Genomic DNA, 19,217 nt, shown 5'->3' on the forward strand with positions numbered 1-19,217 from the left:
GTAAAATAAATGGTTTCTTTTCAAGATCGAGTAAAGGGAGTTCTTCTATCAACAGCACTTGGTGACGCAATGGGAGCAACAATTGAAAAATTAAGTTATCAAGAAATCAAAGAACAATATGGCCGGGTGGAATCGCTAGAAACAAAATGGTATAAGGCGGATATCCCAGAGGAGAAAAGACTAGGGAGGATGCGTGGAAGTGGAATAATTACAGATGATACATTAATGACAAATGCATTGATACAAGTGTATTTGACAAAGAAAAGACATCTCGATGCGTATGACATGGGTGATGAATTCATCAAAGAGATTGCGTATAAAAAGCAATACATTCCCGAGTTTGGGAAAGAAGCAATGATTATTGATCGGTTGTTTTATCCAGAAAAAAATATTTTTATACGACATGTGTTAGCAAACTGCGAGCCAAGAGAAGGCGGCATTGGCAATATGGTTAACTGTGGAGCAGCTATGTATATATCACCTATTGGAATAGTCAATGCAGGTAACCCAAAGGCTGCGTATGATGAAGCGATTTTATTTGCCATAGGTCATCAAAGTAGTTATGGACTAGAGGCGGCTGGAGTATTAGCCGCCTGTGTTGCTAAAGCGTTTGAACCGAATATCACAATCGATGAGATAATTGAAAACGCCATATTCTTTGCGAAAGATGGAACGAAGGAAGCTATAAAAGATTTAACAACTGCAGCAAAAGAATTACGCACCAAAAATGCCGACATGGATGAAGTAATCCAAGTCCTTCAAAAGAAGATGGAAAAGTATTCACCTATGAAAGATGATGTTCATCGGAAATTTGAGAAACTCGGTATTCCATCGAATCATTATACACCAAGTAGGCTATTTTCTATTGAAGAGCTTCCGATGGCACTTGCCTTTATCGTATTAAATGATGGTGATTTCTATACCTCTATTTATGACGGTATAAACTCCGGCAGAGATACAGACTCGATCGGAGTGATGATTGGTGTAATTTTAGGGGCTATGCAAGGTGTTGGTGTTATAAAAAACGAAGATATAAAGCTATTGGAAGAAACAAATAAAACAAATTTCACCCTTCTAGCAGAGGAATTTGCTGAGGTAGCAGAAATGATAATAAAAGAAGATCTTGCGCTAAATCAAAAGAGAAACGGTCTATTCGACTCGGAATAAATGAATTGGAGTGAATCACGTGTTACATGAAAATTATTTGGAAAAGGTGTATGCGGGATTCTTGGGAATGAACGTTGGAATTAGACTAGGTGCGCCGTTAGAACCAACAGAATGGACATTCGAAAGAATTTTACAAGTTCATGGGGATATAAAAGGATACGTTAAAGATTATAATATGTTTTCTGCAGATGATGATGCAAACGGGCCTTTATTCTTTATACGAGCTCTCTATGATGATGCGAGAGATAGAGAAGTACGAGCAGAAGATGTAGGCAAGGCTTGGTTGAACTATTGTCGGGAAGGTATTGGAATGATTTGGTGGGGTGGAGAAGGTATTAGTACAGAGCATAACGCCTACCTCAATTTAAAAAATGGCATTCAAGCTCCTAAATCAGGATCAGTTGAGCAAAATGGAATTGTGTTAGCAGAACAAATAGGCGGTCAAATTCTTATTGATAGCTGGGGGTTAATATACCCGCAAAATGTTGAAAAAGCTGCTCATTTTGCGGAGATAGCTGCCAGTGTATCTCATGATAAAGAAGGTCTTTACGGTGCAAGATTTATGGCTGCGTGTATATCTAAAGCTTTTACAGCAGCGTCAATTCGTGAAATAATAGACGCAGGATTGTCGGTGATTCCTAAGGAGTCCGTGTATGCAAGAATAGTGAATGCAGTGTTAGAATTTTATCTTCAGAAACCAGATGACTTTCGTGAATGTCGCAATTATTTAGAAGCTGAATGGGGATATGATAAGTATCCTGGAATATGTCATATTATCCCGAATGCAGGGGTTTGTATTCTAGCGCTACTTTATGGGAATGGAGATTTTGCAAGAACTATTGAAATAGCCACAATGTGTGCATGGGATACAGACTGTAACGCTGGAAATGTGGGGACAATTACTGGTGTATACGGTGGAATTGAGGGTATTCCTCTCCATTATAGAAAACCAGTAAACGATTGTATTGTTGCTTCCAGTGTCTCAGGCTACTTAAATATTGTGGATATTCCAACGTTTTCAGCAGAGCTAGCGCTATTAGGGTATAAGATGGCCGGCGAAATTCCACCTGAAAATCTTCAGAACAAAGTGAAAAATGGAGAGGTTTTCTTTGATTTTGAGCTTCCAGGATCTACACATGGGTTTAAGTCAGACAATCCTTTTAAAGCATTTATTCAGCATAATAGTAAAGTCGGACAGGGATCGTTGGAGGTCATTTTTGACCGGATGTATGGAGGCAGTCAAAGTAAAATATTTTATAAGCCTTTCTATCGTCGAGATGAATTCAATGATGAAAAGTATAAACCAACTTTTGCTCCTAAAGCATATAGCGGTCAGCAAGTGGCGGTTGATATGTATTTAGATAAATGGCAAGGTTCGGGTATTTTTATCACACCATACATTCGTGATTCCTTTACTAAGGAATGCTTGATATTAGACAAAGTTGTACTTGAAAATAATAGTTGGAATAACATACAATTTACAATTCCAGATACCAATGGAGCATTGATAGATGAAATTGGATATATTCTGGAAAGTCCATCTACTTCCCTTAACCGTGCATTTGGTGCAATCTATTTGAAGAATTTCCATATCTTTGGGAACTCTGAATATACTATAGACTTTTCGAAGCAATCTGTTGAATTTCTTAGTATTACACCATTTGCTCATCAAAATGGGAAGTGGTCGATAAATGGAGACAAGATGAGATGTTTATCTGAAGGGAATTGTTCGAGTTATACAGGAAATTACTATACAAAAGATGCAATTATTGAATTCGAAGTTCACCCAATTAGTGGTACTAGTCACCAAATGATTTTTAGAGCGCAAGGAATTCAGCGACATTATCTTGTAGGATTTGATGGAGTAGATAAAGTATCCTTGATCTTAAATGATTTTGGCTACGAGCGTTTAATCACGGTGCCATTTACTTGGGAAATTGGTGTAAAGTACCGTTTCCAGGTTCAATATAAAGGGAAAAATATTCGGTTTTCTATCGACGATGAAACTATTATTGAATATGAAGATGACAAAATTACTTCTGGGATGATTGGAATTGGGTGTTTAGATAAGGGAGAAGTAGATATCTCATCATTTATAGTGAAGGAAGTAGGATGAATACTGAAGGATGGGAGATGTGCATCTTTTCCCCATTTTACTATGAATCTTTTCTACTATAATTCGGCAAGGAGTTTGAGCTTTCGTGAAAAAAAATGTAACGATTAGGGATGTAGCAAAAGAATCAGGTTTATCCATCGCTACTGTTTCAAGGTATCTAAACGGAAAAGGCTATTTAAGTGAGCAATCAGAGAAAAAGATTAAAGATGTAATGGAACGACTAGATTATAAGCCAAATGAAGTAGCTAGAAGTCTATCAAATGGAAAAACGAATACGATTGCACTAATTATACCAGATATCACGAATCCATTCTTTCCCGAATTGGTAGTTGCCATTGAAGGTGTAGCAAGAATAAGAGGCTATAGCTTATTTTTAATAAATACACAAGAAGAGCTACTTCATTCAAATGGTTTTTGGAGAAGTCTTGAAAGTCGATTTATCGATGGTTTGATTTTGGGTTCCTTTCAATTTACTGGAGAGGTATTAAAAGGGATGAAGAATATGAATCTACCTTTTGTTCGTATTGATCGTGCGGTAGGTGATGATGAAAATAATTCCTTTGGCGTGGATAACAGCGAAGGGGCAAAACTTGCAGTGGAGCATTTAATCGAGGTAGGTTGTAAGAAGATTGCCCATATAAGTGGACCAAGCTCTTATCCTTCTTCTTCAGAGAGGCTAAAAGGCTACCGAGAAGCGTTGAAGAGATATCTTCCTCTACAGGAAGAATGTATTTATGAGGGGGATTTCTCTTTAGAAAGTGGCCAAAATCTCACCAAACTGTTATTGAATAATCACAGAGATTGTGATGGGATTTTCTTTGGAAACGATCTCATGGCAATCGGTGGGCTAAAAACGTTAAAGCTAATGAATATTCGAGTGCCAGAAGAAATAGCGATTATTGGATTTGATGGAATTCAACTAACTCAAATGGTAGACCCTGAAATAAGTACGATTGAACAACCAATTTATGAATTAGGGAAACTAGCAACAACTCACCTAATCGACATGATCGAAAAAAAGAATGAAGGCAGTGATTACGTTAAACTAGATGTGCATTTGAGGAAAAGGGAGTCTACCTTGGGGATACAACCCTCATCGGGGGCCATGTAGCAAATCATCCAGGCATTTGACTATAATTCTTTATTTGATGTGTTTAATACAGGATAAGATATTTCTCGCCTTAACAATTATTAGCAACCGAATTTACAACTTCGGTTGCTTTTTGTGTTTGTGAATATTTTGGTTTCATTTATTAAAAATCAACCTATATACCAACAATAAAAGCGCTTACAAAAGGTAGTAAGAAAATTCATACTATTAGAAAAACAGGAGAGGTGATAGCATTGATAATAATAAATAACAGAAATGAAGAGGGTGATTAAAATAGAAGTGAATCAGGCATTAAAAACGAAGAGGAAAACAAAAATTAAAAATAGACAAATGAAAAAATTGAATTGGGTAGAAATGATTCCTAGTAATATGTGGGTGCTCATTTCACTCGTTGTTGCGATAATTTTTTGGGCTATTTTATCTATAATTCCAAATACCTCTAGAAGTTTTCCAAACATTTTCTATGTTTTAGAGTCAGTTGCAACTATGTTGCAACGTGGGGTATTTTGGAGTGATATTGCGAGCAGTCTAATATCTGTTTTAGTCGGTTTCTTGCTTGGGTTTGTAATTTCTTTACCAGTAGCTATACTGATGGCTTGGTATCGTCCTATCCGTTTTATAATTGAACCTTGGATACAATTCGTTCGAAATATTCCCCCTTTAGCTTATGTACCATTGGTCGTTATATCGGCAGGGGTTGGAAGGACTCCACAGATTATTGTTATAACAATTGCTACTTTTTTGACGATGTCTATCACAATTTATCAAGGGGTACGTAATATTGATCCAACTTTAATAAAGGCAGCGAGAGTGCTTGGAGCAAAGGATAAGGATATTTTCTTGAAGGTTATTGCTCCAGCTTCGTTACCTTTTATTATGACTGCAATCCGACTTGGGACAGCTATAGGGTTAACCTCGTTAATTGCTGCCGAATCTACAGGGGCGAGTGCCGGACTTGGAATGAGAATAAGGGCATTAAATAATACTTTCGAGTCGGCTCCTATGCTTCTTTACATTATAGTCATTGGTATTATTGGTTTAATATTTGAGCGTTTAGTGAAACTGCTTGAAAGGAGATTGACAGGATGGCAGGAGAAGAGAGAGTAGTAAAATTAAAGATTGATAATGTTCGGAAAGTATATAACTCCCATAATGGGGAGGTTATTGCACTAAATGGTGTTAGTCTCGATATTTATGAAAATGAATTTATTACAGTTGTAGGTCCATCTGGTTGTGGAAAGTCAACCTTGCTAAATATTATTGCAGGATTAGAAAAGACATCTTCTGGAAAAGTTTTCTGTGATAATCAAGAAATAATGGACACAGGAAATGAAAGAGGAGTAGTTTTTCAGCAGTATGCTCTATTTCCCTGGTTAACAGTAAAGGGAAATGTAAAATTTGGATTAAACCTGCAAGGTATGAAAAGTGAAAAAGCAGATGAAATCGCGATGAAATATATTCGAATGGTGGATTTAGAAGACTTTGTAGATGCTTATCCAAAGGAGTTATCTGGTGGTATGAAGCAACGGGTAGCGATTGCCAGAGCATATGCTGCAAATCCAAGTGTCCTATTAATGGATGAGCCATTTGGTGCTTTAGATGCTCAAACAAGAACACAGTTACAGGAGGAGCTCTTACATACATGGGAAAAAGAACAAAAAACCTGTTTTTTTATAACCCATGATGTTGATGAGGCAATTATTTTAGGTCAACGAGTCATTATTATGAGCGCAAGACCTGGGCGTATTAAAGAAGTGGTAGATATAAATATTCCATATCCTCGTAGTCAGGAAACGAAAATTACGCCTGAGTTTTTAGATGCAAAGAACTATATTTGGAGTCAGGTGTATAAAGAGTATTTAGAAGTTAGGAAATAAGGATACATCACTAATTATAAACATAGGGAGGAAAGAAGATGAGGAAGTTTTTAAGCATTATAGCTATTGCTCTAATAGGGTTTATGTTGGTCGGATGCTCGGAAGATGAAGGAACTGGTGAGGCAGAGGGCAAGGAAACAGACAAAGTTAAAGTAGCATATATGCCGAACTATGCAAGCTTAAATACGGTAGTTGCTGGTATGCAAATAGGTGCCTTTGAAGAGCAAGGAATAGAAGTTGAGCTTGTTGAATTTGCAGACGGACCAACAATTATTGCGGCTTTGGAATCTGGAAGCATTGATGTGGGTTATATCGGACCTGGTGCTCATGTGCTACCTATTCAAGGAGAAGCGGAGATTTTCGCATTTTCTCAGTTAGGAAATGCCGATGAAGTTATTGGTAGTGCCGAAAAAGGTGTTAAAACTATTGAAGATTTAAAAGGAAAAACAATTGCTGTAGCTACTGGTACCTCAAGTGAAACAATTTTAGACTTAACGCTTGCAGAAGTAGGTTTAACAAAAGATGATGTGACACTGATGAATATGGATGCATCCGCTATCGTAACAGCAATGATTTCTGGAAGTGTGGATGCCGTTGCTACATGGTCTCCTAATACGAATGCTATTAAAAACGAAATGGGTGACGATGCAGTCATGCTTTCGAATAATGCTAGATATGCAGACCAATTTCCATCCATCGCATCATGGTTAGTAAAACCGGGTTATGCCGAAAAGAATGAGGATGTATTAGTAAGATTTACTAAAGGCTTATACAAAGGCATGGATTATCGAGTCGATAATTTGGATGAAGTAGCGAAGTGGGTAGCAGAAGAAATTGCTGTTGATCCAGACGCTGTATTACAACAAACTGGAGATGGTGATTGGATTACTCAAGATCAATTGATGGCAATGATCGAAGATGGCACGTTAGAAGCGTATTATAAAAAACAACAAGAAAACTTTAAGGATGCTGGAAGATTAAAAGATGATGAGATGAGACCAGTAGAAGAATATGTATTATTTAATATTATGAAAGACGCTGCAAAATAAAGTTATATATTTACGAGTTCTAATAAGTTAGAATTATCTGAAATACTACTACAAAAGGTTATTAATTTTGATAGATAACCTTTTGTATTTAATTAGGTGATTTCTAAATGCTAATTGTTTTAATGCTCTTCCTATTTTTAACATCCATTTTTGTATTAATACTCAAACGAAATCGAGAGACTTTCTATATTTTTGGGATGTGTATGAGTCTTGCAATTATGTTTTCTGGTATTTTACTTTATATCGCAAAAAAAGGTGGAATAAGCAGGGAACTTCAAGAATTCCTTTTCTTAAATATAAAAATAAAAATGCAGATTCAATACTTTCTTATAAATGTCTATGATATGGGCTATACAATTGCGATCGGTAGACACTTATTTCCAATGTTTTTGCTATTTTTAGCTTTACATTTTTCGATGATTCCGTGGTTACAAAGAAATTACTGGGTGAAGAGACTTACTTTTGTGATGCCTGTCCTTTCACTTATCATTTACTATCCCCCTCTTTTTAGTTATTTAACTAGTAAAAATGAAAGTCTGCAACAGATTATTGCTATTGGGACTATCGTATGGATTGTTTTGTATACGATAATTTCTATAGGGTTGTTGTTGTTTGAAGCTTATTCAATTGAAATGAAATTTTTTCAAAGAAAGTTTATATTAATCACATCCTTCATCCTTTCTTTAATTTTATTTTATTTCCTTTATTTTGGTCAGGACCCAGCTCAGGTCTATCAATTTTATTCGTTCAAAACCGGTATCTATTATATGAACACGGTATTATCTATACCAACTTATATTTTTATTGTATTTATAAATGTAATCTTTGCCATTATTGGTTTTGCGAGTCTAATGAAATATACAAATGATATCGTACAGTCGAGTAAAGAGGAAGTAATAATTCAAAGGAAATTTGATGCGATTAGTACTGGTACCTCGGTGTTTGTACACAGTATAAAAAACCAGCTCTTAGCAAATAGGGTGATTTTTAAGCGAATTAATAATAACTTAGATGATCTTGAAAAGGTTAAGGAATATACCGATACATTGTCCAAGCAAAATGAAAATATATTGATGCGTATTGAAGAGCTGTATCGTTCTGTGAAAGCAAATTCTGTTTATTTAATACCAGTTAGTCTAAGTGATGTGGTAGAAAGTGCTCTTGAACGTTTTAACCAAAAGTTTCCGGATAAAATTGTGGAATTGAATTTAATGGTCATAGGAAATGTTCTAGCAGATAAAAATCATTTGAGCGAGGCTGCCTATAATCTATTATCTAATGCACAAGAAGCAGTAAATAGTCTGCCAGATGGAGAAGGAAGGATAGTGTTGAGTTGCTATAATGTAAGGCAATATACAGTAATCGAAGTGAAAGATAACGGAATAGGTTTTAGCAAGGAAGATGCAAAAAAGATTTGTGAACCGTACTTTACTAAAAAGAACTCTAATTATAATTGGGGTATGGGTTTACACTATGTTCGTTCAATCGTTAAAGAACACTTTGGAAGTCTTCGATATGAAAGTAAGGAAGATAATGGGAGTACATTCTATCTATTACTTCCCAAATATAAATGACAAAGAAGTGAAGTTATATGAGTGAACTTATTAAAATTATGATTGCTGAGGATTTTTCTTTATTATTAGAGGACTTATCAGAATTAATCAATGCCCAGAATGATATGCAGGTCGTGGCTACAGCATCAACCGGAAAAGAAATGATTGATTTAGCTAAGAGTGTTGAGCACGATATTATTTTAATGGATATCGAAATGGAAAATACAACAGCAGGCATAGTAGCTACTGAATATATAAGAGATTGGGATAAAAATGAGAAAATTATTTATTTAACTGCTCATGAAACTGACGAATTTATATTAACGGCGATGGGAACCGGTGCTATTGACTATATGGTGAAGGGTATTCCAGATGAAGAACTTTTGAATCATATTAGAAGTGCTTATAATGGTCATTCACTATTAGAAGGTAAAATTCAACAAGTTGTCATGCAAGAGTATAAACGGTTACAACAATCCGAGAGAGGACTTTTGTTTTTTATACAAAATATCTCCAATCTAACAATGACAGAAAGAGAGCTAATTCGTTATTTAATAAAAGGTATGAAAATAAGGGAAATAGCATTGGAGAGAAGAGTTGAGGTCGTAACGATTAAATCACAAATTAGCACTCTATTAAAGAAATTCGGTGTAGCGAGAACAAAAGAAATTGTAAAGAAAATAAATGACTTAAAGCTTTCTCACTTATTTTAATGCTTCTATAACAATAAGTAAAAAGGAGTGGAATTACTAATGGAACAAAACAAGCAACCTAATGTCATTTTTATCATGAGTGATGATCATGCCGCGCATGCAATGAGCTGTTATGGTAGCAGAATAAATGAAACCCCGAATTTAGATAGAATTGCAGATGAAGGTATGCGCTTCGATAATTGTTTTTGTACCAATTCTATTTGCGCACCAAGTCGAGCTACTATTTTAACTGGACTATATAATCATAAAAATGGGGTTAAAACACTTGGTGACCAATTTGATAGCCGTCAACCAACTGTTCAAAAGATTTTACGAGACAATGATTATCAAACAGCTCTAGTTGGTAAGTGGCACCTAGGACATGGAGAAAATCATGACCCTGCGGATTTTGACTATTGGAATATTTTCCCTGGTCAAGGAGTGTATCATGATCCAACGATGATTGAAATGGGAGAAGAAAAGACAGTTCAAGGCTATGCCACTGATTTAGTGACAGATTTATCAATTGATTGGATGGAAAAACGAGATAAAGATAGACCATTCATGCTAATGTGTCATCATAAAGCACCTCATCGTCCTTGGGATCCAGATAAAAAGCATGCTCATTTATATGAGGATGTGGATATTCCAGAACCGTTAACTTTTCATGATGATTATTCTGGCAAGGCATCTGCTGCCAAGGAAGCGAAGATGAGAGTTGACCGTGATTTAGTCACTCGTGATGTTAAGGCAGAACCCCCTGAGGATTTAACTCCGGAGCAGTTGAAGAGCTGGTACTATCAGCGTTACATAAAGGATTATTTAAGATGCATTGCTTCCATTGATGATAATGTAGGGAGATTACTAGATTATTTGGATTCAGAAGGTATTGCTGATGATACGATTGTGGTTTACACATCAGACCAGGGCTTTTTCCTTGGTGATCACGGCTGGTATGATAAGCGATTTATGTATGAAGAATCACTTAGAATGCCATTTATCATTCGCTATCCACGCGCTATTAAAGCTGGTACTACTACGAGAGACTTTGCAACAAATGTCGATTTTGCCGAAACATTTTTAGATTATGCGGGTATAGAAATTCCTGAATTTATGCAGGGGAGAAGTCTTCGTCCAGTTCTGGAAGAGCGCACGCCAGAGGATTGGCAGACTTCAATGTATTATCGTTATTGGGAACATTTGAGTGTAGAGCATCAAGTGGGCGCCCACTATGGTCTTAGAACTCATCAATATAAACTTATTTATTATTACGGAGAAGCATTAGGTTGTGCAGATGCAATTGACGATCCAAGAACTCCTGAATGGGAATTATTCGATTTAGAGAACGACCCATATGAGATGAATAATATATACCACGATCCTAATTATGCAGAAACGGTTCAAACGTTAAAGAAAGAATTGTATAGCTTTAAACAACGTGTTGGTGATGAAGAATAAGTGAATAACTAATATATATGCCTTTCATCAATGCATTTAACTACTCTTTTTTTTAGTAGTCCTTACATTGTTGGAGGGCATTATTAGCTCTCAGGAAGAGAGGAGCAATGTTATAAGTTATGGAAACTGACTGGAGGCTTATTAGGGAAATTTTCTTTTCTTTCTTAAAAATTGGTCCTGTAACTTTTGGTGGTGGATATGCTATGATCCCCCTGATTGAACGGGAAGTTGTACTGAAAAAGGGATGGATTACTGTTAAAGAGGTGACAGAGGTTTTTGCCATTGCCCAATCTGTACCTGGTGCAATTGCTATCAACTCTGCTATTTTTGTTGGATACCGACTTGCTGGCTTAAGAGGGGCAGTGGCAGCGATGCTTGGAGTATTGTTACCAACGTTTTGGATCGTGATATTATTAAGTGTTTTATATTTACATGTACAAGATAATCACTATATAGAATCGGCTTTTGCCGGAATACGTGCTGCAGTTGTGGCTATTATTACTTATGCCGCTTATAAAGTTGGATTAACATCAATATACGATAAAACAACAGGGTTAATAGCTCTAGTGTCAGTTATTGTTTTATATGTTCTTCAAGTGCATCCTGTAATTATGATTTTGGGAGGGATTCTTACAGGTCTGGTTGCTTTATATATAAAAAAATACTTTGGAATCATGACGAAATTAGAAAAGGAGTCAGAGCAAATAGAATAGGGGGTTCTTCATGCTATTGTTGGAATTGTTTATGACCTTTTTAATGATTGGATTCGTCTCTTTTGGTGGGGGATATGCAATGATTCCAGTTATTGAATCCGAGGTTACAGTTCATGGTTGGATGACAACGCAACAGTTTACAGATGTAATTGCAATAGCTGGTATGTCTCCTGGCCCTATAGCTACTAATTGTGCCATTTTTGTAGGCTATCATACTGCTGGTTTACCTGGTGCTATTATTTCAACGGCAGGAATGGTTTTACCGTCATTACTCATTATTTTGATAGCTGCTAAGTTCTTTTTCCAATTTCACGAAAATAATTATGTAAAGTTTGCATTTTATGGACTGCGACCAATTATAACAGGACTCATCGCTTATTCTGCAATTCAATTTGCCATTTCAAACGATGTAGTTGGGGAGTTGTCCTGGTATACGTTTAGCTTAGTAGCAATTTTTGGGCTATCTTTATTTGCAGTTATTAAACTAAAGATGCATCCAATTTTAACAATTTTGTTGTCTGGAATTTGTGGAATTATATTATTTAGTTAAAAGTTTAACGTGTAGGGGATGAAAAGATGAAGAAAGAAACTACTTGTTGCTCAGTGAATAGAACTAATCTATCAAATCAAATCAAGGAGAATACGGTACAAATTAAGGTAAAACTAGATAAGGAAATCAAATTCAAAGAGAAAATGGTCTATTTGTCTGGTGGCGAATTTATGATGGGAACAAACGACCATGAAGGATCCCCAGAGGATGGAGAAGGACCCGCTAGAAGGATTACTGTTTCTCCTTTTTACATAGATCGTCATACGGTGACGAATATAGAGTTTAAGCAATTTGTTAAGGAAACAGGCTATCAAACGGAGGCAGAGCAATTTGGCTGGTCATTTGTTTTTTATCACTTTATACCAAAAGACGTAGCTAAAACATTACAGCAGGTACCAGGAACTCCGTGGTGGTTAGTTGTCGAAGGAGCCTACTGGTACCAACCAGAAGGACCTGGTTCTACAATTGATAATCGTTTGGATCATCCTGTTATTCAAGTATCCTGGAATGATGCAAAGGCCTTCTGTGACTGGGCTGGCAAACGCTTACCAACAGAAGCAGAATGGGAATTTGCAGCACGTGGTGGACTGGAACAAAAGAAATACGCATGGGGAGACGAGTTAACTCCGAATGGCAAGCATTACTGTAATATTTGGCAAGGAACATTTCCATTTGAAAATACTAATGAGGACGGTTATCTAGGGACTGCGCCAGCCCAGTCTTTCCCATCCAATGGATTTGGTTTATATAATGTTGCAGGAAATGTATGGGAATGGTGCTCGGACTTGTTTATCAATCATCCAGAAAGTCAAATAGATTTAGCGGAATCTTATAAGCAGACTTCAAAAGTGATGCGAGGAGGTTCTTATCTGTGTCACCATTCTTATTGTAATCGTTATAGAGTCGCTGCACGTAGTTCAAATACACCAGATAGTTCTACTGGCAATATTGGATTTAGATGTGTAAGGGATGTTTAAACTATTAATTGAAGAACTCTTTTAAGTATCAAAGTAATTGTAATATTATAGGATATTAATATAACAATTAATGGTGGCAAGAATATCAGTAGATTAATCGAAGCAGTGACAAAACTTGGGGATATAGTAAAGATTAAAACTTTATTTATGTTGGGAACGTATTGAGCTCAATTATGATTACTTCAAGATGAAAACAGAGGAGCTTTAGTAAGGATTCCAACTGTAAGGAAAACTAAAAAGTAGATAAATCTATAGATCTCTAAAAATTAAAGGTTTCCTACTAACTAGGGAGCCTTTTTCAACGTATAGGATCTATCCTCTGTTTTTTCAATAAATCGGCAAACTGATTTGCAGGCAATGGTTTGGAGTACAGATAGCCTTGTACCGTATTGCAATTATAGTTTTGTAGAACCTCTAATTGCTCCAATGTTTCGACTCCTTCTGCGATTACATCCATTTTTAATTGATTCGATAACTGTATGATCATATGTACGATGAAATTTGCATCCTCTTGTGTAGCAATACTTAAATCCTTTATAAAAGAACGATCAATTTTAAGTATGTCAATTTTCCCGTTAAAATGGTGCAAATGGGATAAAGAAGAGTACCCAGTACCAAAATCGTCTAACGCTATTTTAATCCCTAAATTTTTTAGCTCATCTAATACAGAGAAAACAATTTCCTCGTTCTTCAAAATAGAAGTTTCGGTAATTTCAATTTCTAAGTATTGTGCTTCAAGCTGAGTTTCTTCCAGTGTTTCCTGTATACTGATGACTAAATCTTTCTCCATGAAGCGAGAAGCTGATAGATTGATAGAAACTGGAATAGCTGGTAAGTTAGCTTCCTGCCATGCTTTGTTTTGCGCACATGCCGTTTTTTTAACCCATTTTCCAATCTTATTTATAAAACCAATCTTTTCTGCCAACGGAATAAAATCCATAGGTAGGATTAACCCTAATTTCGGGTGATTCCATCTAATAAGTGCCTCGGCTCCAATGATTAAGTCCTTCTTCGCATCCACTTTAGGTTGGTAATACAACTCAAACTGATTTCGATCTATTGCATATACAAGGTCCAATTCCAGTGCAGTCAGGGAAGATGCAAATACTTGATTTCGATCAGTTCCTTCTATGCTGTTTGATTCAATAATGATATTTTTTTGATGATTATTTTTTAGATCTGAGCTATGCTTAAATAATAAAGGTTGATGAACTGCAAGTTTTGCTTTTGTCTGCATGGTTTTCTCCTTATAAAGTATTTTTAAGAAAATCCAATAAAATTAATGGTATAATTTTATTGGATTTTGATTGAATTAATGTACGAATGGTAGATCTAATGTAGTAACTGGACCTTTTGCTGATAAAGCAGTTTCGTTACTTACATTTGGAAATAATGCTACTGCTAATACGATTAATAGAATAATAGATAATTTTTTCATGTTTTTTACCGTCCTTTTTTTATATAATATGGGGTGATTCTGTTGGAAATGAAATACTTAGGCATTGAAATAAGTAAAATGAGAGCTGAACTGGGATTTTCCCAAAAGGAGCTCGCAAAAGATATTTGTACACAGTCGACGATTAGTCGAATAGAGGCGGGAGAAGTTTATCCAGCAATAGATACTTTATTGAAGATAGCCTTAAAGCTACAAGTCCCAGTCGAGTATTTTATTGAGATGCTATTTCATAAAAATGTTTTAGAAAGTGAAAAACTTATAAAAGATATTGAGTTTCATTTAAAAGAGCATAATTATAAAAAGGTAATTTCTATTATTAACAGTAATAAACTTGATGAAGATAATGTTTGGTTGAACTTATATTTAGAATACATATTACTAACTTCAAACTATTCTTTAAAACTGATTGAACCTGATGAATGTATAGTTAGTCTGAAAAGAATATTAAATTTTTCTAATCAAACTACCATTCAGTTCCGTTTCCTTCATATTAAAATAAATAATTCAATTGCAAATATATACGGAGATAAAGGTGAAAGTTATAAATGTTTGTATCACTATAATAAAATATTAAAGGAACATATCCATAAAAATTATAATGATTATAAAATTTATGAAACACTTATAATTGTATTATTTAATAAGTGTAAAATACTGTATGATATTAATGACATCGACGTAGCTTTAGAAACCGCGAACCTTGGTATTCAAAAGGCTAAAGAGACATCCTTTTTCTTTTTTACTGGGCAATTCCTCTATTACAAGGGTCAATGTTTAGAAAAGAAAGTTGCTCCAGTTGCAGAAATTAGAGAAGTATACAGACAAGCTCTATTCATCTTTGAATTTCAAGAGCTTCCATTCTATATTCAAGCGATTAAACAGAATAAAAAGCAATACTTAGATTAGACTGGGTGTCTTGCTAGCATTTTCTTTTAACATCTATTGATAGAGTATGTTCCTCCAATTTTGTATTAAGTATTTCAACTTCCTAAGACTCTATGAGTATTTTAGAAGGGTACGAAATACTTAAATAAAAGTGTATTAATTTCTTTTTGCATTTCAAATATACTAGATATTTAATAAAAAATCTTTAACATATGCATAAATGGATATTTTCTTAAGCGGTCGAAAAAATTTCGACTGCTATTTTTATACTAAAGAGAAATATGTGATCGCGTAGAAGCGTCATAAATTGATATACAATGGAGATACTAATGCTACATAAGGAGGTATTCGAGATGAAGGTGCGGATGGAGTGGGTGTACAAAACGCCGAGGGGAGCAGAGATGGAGTTCTTTTCAGAGGAGGTGCCAGCTGCGCAGGCGCTGTTGTTTGCGGAAGATATGGATCGTACAGGGCGACTAAAGCAGGTGACATTTGTTGATCGGTTCGATAGTTCGTGGACAGTGAAGGAATTGAAGGGATATTTGAAAGGCATTGAGACGGAGCCACATAATGTGACGGTATATTTTGATGGGGGATATGACCGTGAAACGAAAAGTTCTGGGCTTGGCTGTGTCATTTATTATGAACAGAATGGCAAGGCATATAGATTGAGACGAAATGCCCCCGCGACAGGTTTGGAATCGAATAATGAGGCGGAATATGCTGCGATGCATTTAGGGTTACAGGAATTGGATTTGCTTGGTGTTCATCATTTGCCTGTTCGTTTTATAGGTGATTCACAGGTAGTTATCAATCATTTAAACGGCGAGTGGCCAGTAATCGAAAGAGATTTGACTGGTTGGGCAGACCGAATTGAAGAGAAGCTATTGAGTCTTGGAATTCAAGCGGAGTATGAGTTAGTACCAAGGAAGATGAATGGGGAAGCAGACCGTTTAGCTACACAGGCTTTAAATGGTATTGAGATTCAGGCTGTCATTGAATTGGTAGTGGATTAGCTTTATTTTCCACTGAGTTTCCTAACTACATATAGCAAACACCAGTATCCACAAGGGACACTGGTGTTTGCTATGTTGAATCATACGTAGCTTTTATACGTGTGCTGTATTTTGTTGTTTTGCTGGTGAATCGTTGTTGTCTTCATGTAACGATTCTTCTTTTTTCGGTAATTTCTTTTGTTGAGATTTAGGAAATGCTTGTTTTGCCTCTGTTTTTGATTTAACATCTTGTACATTTTCATTATAATATTGAACGCTTGTCATGGCACCCTCTTCGACCATACGATTATCATCTGGATCATTTGGGTCGGAGTAGCCCGTCTTTGTCATTTGACTTGGTTTTGTATTTTTAGAAGCCACCATAGAATCAATCTTCGTTTTAGAATTTTTTACTGCTGTTTTTAATTGTGCTTTATTGTTTTTATTTGTGAAATATACTGCTGCAAGTGCGGTAGCTGCCCCTATTATCATAGATCTTTTATTTCCGTTTGCCACAATCATCACTCCCTTTATATATCTATACCCACATCTATTCTTCATCAATCATTTTTTATCTGTCATTTTTATTGATTGTTTAATTACCCATATACATCTAGAAGGAATATCAGTAACAGAACACATGAGCAGTACAAATGCCCGATAACTTTCACACTAGAAATAGTGTAAAATAATTGTCTACATACAAGAAAAAGGAGAATAAAGCATGACAGGAAACACTCACATCATTGGCGGTCTAGCAGCAAGTCTTGCTTTTGCCCAAGTTTCAAATTATGAACCTGTTCTATTAGTTGGTGCCGGAGTTATTGGAGCAATCATACCGGACATTTGCCATGGAGGCAGTAAAATTGGTCGCAGATTTAAAGTACTATCAAAGGTGATCAACACACTTTTTGGACATCGATCGTTCACTCATAGTTTACTATTTTTAGTTTTGATGGCCATTCTTTTGACGTCGTTTGTCGACAACGAATCTATTGTTATGGGTATTCTCGTTGGTATGGCGAGTCATTATGTCTTAGATATGGCAACAAAAAACGGCATAAAATTACTATATCCCTTAAAGGTAACCGTGCGATTTCCCATTACAACAAGAACTGGCGGCACAGTAGAGTATCTAGTATTCGCAGTTTTATCATTACTTACCGTCTACTTTGGCTACGGCGTATTCGGGAATTATTTATAACCAAAAAGCCACTCTTATGAGTGGCTTTTTGGTTTAGGAAACCTATTTTTCAACAATCAATAATTCTGAACACTCTAAGTAGAGTTTGGAATTTTTATCCGTTTCGCAAGTTAATGGCTTTGGAAAGCAAGTAACCAGTGAATGAGAGCTAGTATTTAGCAGAAAAGTGCAAGTAAATGTCCTCCGAACGCAAGTAACGTGTTCAAAGACAAGAGTTAACTCTGATTGAGAAATAAATTTAGCGATAGTAACGCTCTTGTATAAGCACCAATCTTTCTCGTATAACAACCGGCAGAATAAAATTACCTTATAATAGTAAACTATCATTATAGAATCCGAGATTAAGTATGTACACATTTAAGTTGTGATAATGATCAGAAAATTGCATTATATAATTGACGATATAGTAATAGAAATGGGATAGTTAGGGAAGATGAATGATTAAGGGGGATGTAATTATGAAAAAAGCATTGGTGTTAGGTGGTACTAGATTTTTTGGGGTGCAGCTAGTGGAGTCTTTATTGAAACAGGGATTTGATGTAACAATTGCCTCACGAGGGAATCTGGTGGATCCGTTTAGAGACAAAGTGAGTCGAGTAAAGGTCGACAGGTTAGATGTAGGCGATATGCAAAAGAATTTTGTAGATACGGAATGGGATATCGTATTTGATCAAATATGCTATTCCTCTCAGGAAGCAATAGATTCAATAGACGTGTTTACTGGGAAAACGAAAAAGTATGTATTTACATCTTCTAAATCTGTCTATGAACAAGCTGGTGGAGATAAAGGATTTACTGAAGAGGATTTCAATCCATTTGAATACAAGTTAAATGTAGGACCAAAGGAAAACTTTTCCTATGGTGAGGGTAAAAGACAAGCTGAAGCAGCATTTTTCCAACGCTCATCTTTTCCAGTCGTAGCAGTAAGGTTTCCAATCGTAATTGGACTTAATGATTATACAGAAAGACTAAATTATTATATTCGAAAAGTAAGAGATCAAGAGGATGTGCATTTCGTCAACTTAGATGCCGCTATGGATTTTATATCAGAGGAGGAGGCTGGCGATTTCTTAGCATGGATTGGTCAATCTGATTTTGAGGGGCCAATTAATGCGACATCCAATGGACATGTAAAAATGGGAGAGTTGCTTGAATATATAGAAGAAAAAGTTGGGAAGTCTGCGAAAGTGGTTGCCACGACGGAGAAAGAGAGCGGATCACCATACAATATTTCAGAGACTTGGCTGATCAGCAATGAAAAAGCAAAGGCACATGGATATGAATTCGAAAATTTGAAGGAGTATTTGCCAGGGCTAATAAGTGATGCATTAGCTAAAATGAATGAAAAATAGGCTTGAATACACAACGATTAGTTGCATTAGTCCAATTTACTAGGTTGAAATTATGCTCTCTT

The 19,217-nt window shown here is 35.8% G+C and carries 19 protein-coding genes; 16 read left to right on the top strand and 3 right to left on the bottom strand.

Annotated elements, in window-relative coordinates; all coding sequences use genetic code 11:
* Positions 1–9: 9 nt before the first annotated feature.
* The 12 genes from KD050_RS15560 to KD050_RS15615 all read left to right on the top strand — a co-directional run bounded on the left by KD050_RS15560 (position 10) and on the right by KD050_RS15615 (position 13,263).
* Positions 10–1,167 (top strand): ADP-ribosylglycohydrolase family protein, encoded by a 1,158-nt coding sequence (locus KD050_RS15560; RefSeq protein WP_211893245.1) that lies wholly within the window; start codon positions 10–12, stop codon positions 1,165–1,167.
* A gap of 19 nt (positions 1,168–1,186) precedes the next feature.
* Positions 1,187–3,283: an ADP-ribosylglycohydrolase family protein gene (locus KD050_RS15565; protein WP_211893246.1), complete on the top strand. Its 2,097-nt coding sequence runs from the start codon at positions 1,187–1,189 to the stop codon at positions 3,281–3,283.
* Between the two features lie 85 nt (positions 3,284–3,368).
* Positions 3,369–4,394: a LacI family DNA-binding transcriptional regulator gene (locus KD050_RS15570; protein WP_211893247.1), complete on the top strand. Its 1,026-nt coding sequence runs from the start codon at positions 3,369–3,371 to the stop codon at positions 4,392–4,394.
* 264 nt (positions 4,395–4,658) lie between these two features.
* On the top strand, positions 4,659–5,501 hold the full coding sequence (locus KD050_RS15575) for an ABC transporter permease (RefSeq protein WP_235753833.1): 843 nt from the start codon (positions 4,659–4,661) through the stop codon (positions 5,499–5,501).
* On the top strand, positions 5,480–6,271 hold the full coding sequence (locus KD050_RS15580; protein WP_211893248.1) for an ABC transporter ATP-binding protein: 792 nt from the start codon (positions 5,480–5,482) through the stop codon (positions 6,269–6,271). Before KD050_RS15575 ends, KD050_RS15580 begins: the two co-directional genes overlap by 22 nt.
* 38 nt (positions 6,272–6,309) lie before the next feature.
* Entirely contained in the window at positions 6,310–7,320 is a 1,011-nt protein-coding gene (locus tag KD050_RS15585; RefSeq protein WP_211893249.1) for an ABC transporter substrate-binding protein, read from the top strand.
* 107 nt (positions 7,321–7,427) lie between these two features.
* The gene (locus tag KD050_RS15590) at positions 7,428–8,894 is read left to right on the top strand and encodes a sensor histidine kinase (protein ID WP_211893250.1); all 1,467 of its coding nucleotides are present in this window, start codon (positions 7,428–7,430) and stop codon (positions 8,892–8,894) included.
* Positions 8,895–8,911: 17 nt separating this feature from the next.
* A complete protein-coding gene (locus KD050_RS15595) occupies positions 8,912–9,586 on the top strand; it encodes a response regulator transcription factor (protein WP_211893251.1) in 675 nt (224 codons plus the stop codon).
* A 39-nt stretch (positions 9,587–9,625) separates the two neighbouring features.
* The gene (locus KD050_RS15600; protein WP_211893252.1) at positions 9,626–11,023 is read left to right on the top strand and encodes a sulfatase family protein; all 1,398 of its coding nucleotides are present in this window, start codon (positions 9,626–9,628) and stop codon (positions 11,021–11,023) included.
* Between the two features lie 119 nt (positions 11,024–11,142).
* A complete protein-coding gene (locus KD050_RS15605; protein ID WP_211893253.1) occupies positions 11,143–11,736 on the top strand; it encodes a chromate transporter in 594 nt (197 codons plus the stop codon).
* A 10-nt stretch (positions 11,737–11,746) separates the two neighbouring features.
* The gene (locus KD050_RS15610) at positions 11,747–12,286 is read left to right on the top strand and encodes a chromate transporter (RefSeq protein WP_211893254.1); all 540 of its coding nucleotides are present in this window, start codon (positions 11,747–11,749) and stop codon (positions 12,284–12,286) included.
* A gap of 26 nt (positions 12,287–12,312) precedes the next feature.
* Complete coding sequence (locus tag KD050_RS15615; RefSeq protein ID WP_211893255.1) at positions 12,313–13,263, top strand: formylglycine-generating enzyme family protein; 951 nt, start codon at positions 12,313–12,315, stop codon at positions 13,261–13,263.
* A 298-nt stretch (positions 13,264–13,561) separates the two neighbouring features.
* Here KD050_RS15615 and KD050_RS15620 read toward each other — a convergent pair whose 3' ends face one another.
* Positions 13,562–14,500, bottom strand: coding sequence for a putative bifunctional diguanylate cyclase/phosphodiesterase (locus KD050_RS15620; protein ID WP_211893256.1), 939 nt, complete (start codon positions 14,498–14,500; stop codon positions 13,562–13,564).
* Positions 14,501–14,575: 75 nt separating this feature from the next.
* Positions 14,576–14,701, bottom strand: a complete 126-nt coding sequence (locus KD050_RS21410; protein WP_255553312.1) for a hypothetical protein — start codon at positions 14,699–14,701, stop codon at positions 14,576–14,578.
* A 48-nt stretch (positions 14,702–14,749) separates the two neighbouring features.
* Between KD050_RS21410 and KD050_RS15625 the strand changes: the two genes are divergently transcribed.
* Both KD050_RS15625 and KD050_RS15630 read left to right on the top strand, forming a co-directional pair.
* The gene (locus KD050_RS15625) at positions 14,750–15,625 is read left to right on the top strand and encodes a helix-turn-helix domain-containing protein (RefSeq protein ID WP_235754000.1); all 876 of its coding nucleotides are present in this window, start codon (positions 14,750–14,752) and stop codon (positions 15,623–15,625) included.
* A gap of 332 nt (positions 15,626–15,957) precedes the next feature.
* Positions 15,958–16,620, top strand: a complete 663-nt coding sequence (locus KD050_RS15630) for a ribonuclease H family protein (protein ID WP_211893258.1) — start codon at positions 15,958–15,960, stop codon at positions 16,618–16,620.
* A gap of 93 nt (positions 16,621–16,713) precedes the next feature.
* On the opposite strand, the gene KD050_RS15635 is transcribed toward KD050_RS15630, so the two are convergent.
* Entirely contained in the window at positions 16,714–17,121 is a 408-nt protein-coding gene (locus KD050_RS15635; protein ID WP_370627094.1) for a hypothetical protein, read from the bottom strand.
* Positions 17,122–17,323: 202 nt separating this feature from the next.
* Between KD050_RS15635 and KD050_RS15640 the strand changes: the two genes are divergently transcribed.
* A complete protein-coding gene (locus tag KD050_RS15640) occupies positions 17,324–17,803 on the top strand; it encodes a metal-dependent hydrolase (protein ID WP_211893260.1) in 480 nt (159 codons plus the stop codon).
* 458 nt (positions 17,804–18,261) lie between these two features.
* On the top strand, positions 18,262–19,155 hold the full coding sequence (locus KD050_RS15645) for an NAD-dependent epimerase/dehydratase family protein (RefSeq protein WP_211893261.1): 894 nt from the start codon (positions 18,262–18,264) through the stop codon (positions 19,153–19,155).
* The last annotated feature ends 62 nt before the right edge of the window (positions 19,156–19,217 follow it).

Origin of the sequence: Psychrobacillus sp. INOP01, from assembly GCF_018140925.1 — a bacterium.
Taxonomy (GTDB): domain Bacteria; phylum Bacillota; class Bacilli; order Bacillales_A; family Planococcaceae; genus Psychrobacillus.

Bases quoted from the DNA above. Each gene is read 5' to 3' on its own strand.
- KD050_RS15645 (WP_211893261.1), top strand. From the start codon at position 18,262: ATGAAAAAAGCATTGGTGTTAGGTGGTACTAGATTTTTTGGGGTGCAG.
- KD050_RS15625 (WP_235754000.1), top strand. From the start codon at position 14,750: ATGAAATACTTAGGCATTGAAATAAGTAAAATGAGAGCTGAACTGGGA.
- KD050_RS15590 (WP_211893250.1), top strand. From the start codon at position 7,428: ATGCTAATTGTTTTAATGCTCTTCCTATTTTTAACATCCATTTTTGTA.
- KD050_RS21410 (WP_255553312.1), bottom strand. From the start codon at position 14,701: ATGAAAAAATTATCTATTATTCTATTAATCGTATTAGCAGTAGCATTA.
- KD050_RS15610 (WP_211893254.1), top strand. From the start codon at position 11,747: ATGCTATTGTTGGAATTGTTTATGACCTTTTTAATGATTGGATTCGTC.
- KD050_RS15600 (WP_211893252.1), top strand. From the start codon at position 9,626: ATGGAACAAAACAAGCAACCTAATGTCATTTTTATCATGAGTGATGAT.
- KD050_RS15640 (WP_211893260.1), top strand. From the start codon at position 17,324: ATGACAGGAAACACTCACATCATTGGCGGTCTAGCAGCAAGTCTTGCT.
- KD050_RS15615 (WP_211893255.1), top strand. From the start codon at position 12,313: ATGAAGAAAGAAACTACTTGTTGCTCAGTGAATAGAACTAATCTATCA.
- KD050_RS15560 (WP_211893245.1), top strand. From the start codon at position 10: ATGGTTTCTTTTCAAGATCGAGTAAAGGGAGTTCTTCTATCAACAGCA.
- KD050_RS15630 (WP_211893258.1), top strand. From the start codon at position 15,958: ATGAAGGTGCGGATGGAGTGGGTGTACAAAACGCCGAGGGGAGCAGAG.
- KD050_RS15620 (WP_211893256.1), bottom strand. From the start codon at position 14,500: ATGCAGACAAAAGCAAAACTTGCAGTTCATCAACCTTTATTATTTAAG.
- KD050_RS15595 (WP_211893251.1), top strand. From the start codon at position 8,912: ATGAGTGAACTTATTAAAATTATGATTGCTGAGGATTTTTCTTTATTA.
- KD050_RS15605 (WP_211893253.1), top strand. From the start codon at position 11,143: ATGGAAACTGACTGGAGGCTTATTAGGGAAATTTTCTTTTCTTTCTTA.
- KD050_RS15585 (WP_211893249.1), top strand. From the start codon at position 6,310: ATGAGGAAGTTTTTAAGCATTATAGCTATTGCTCTAATAGGGTTTATG.
- KD050_RS15580 (WP_211893248.1), top strand. From the start codon at position 5,480: ATGGCAGGAGAAGAGAGAGTAGTAAAATTAAAGATTGATAATGTTCGG.
- KD050_RS15635 (WP_370627094.1), bottom strand. From the start codon at position 17,121: ATGATTGTGGCAAACGGAAATAAAAGATCTATGATAATAGGGGCAGCT.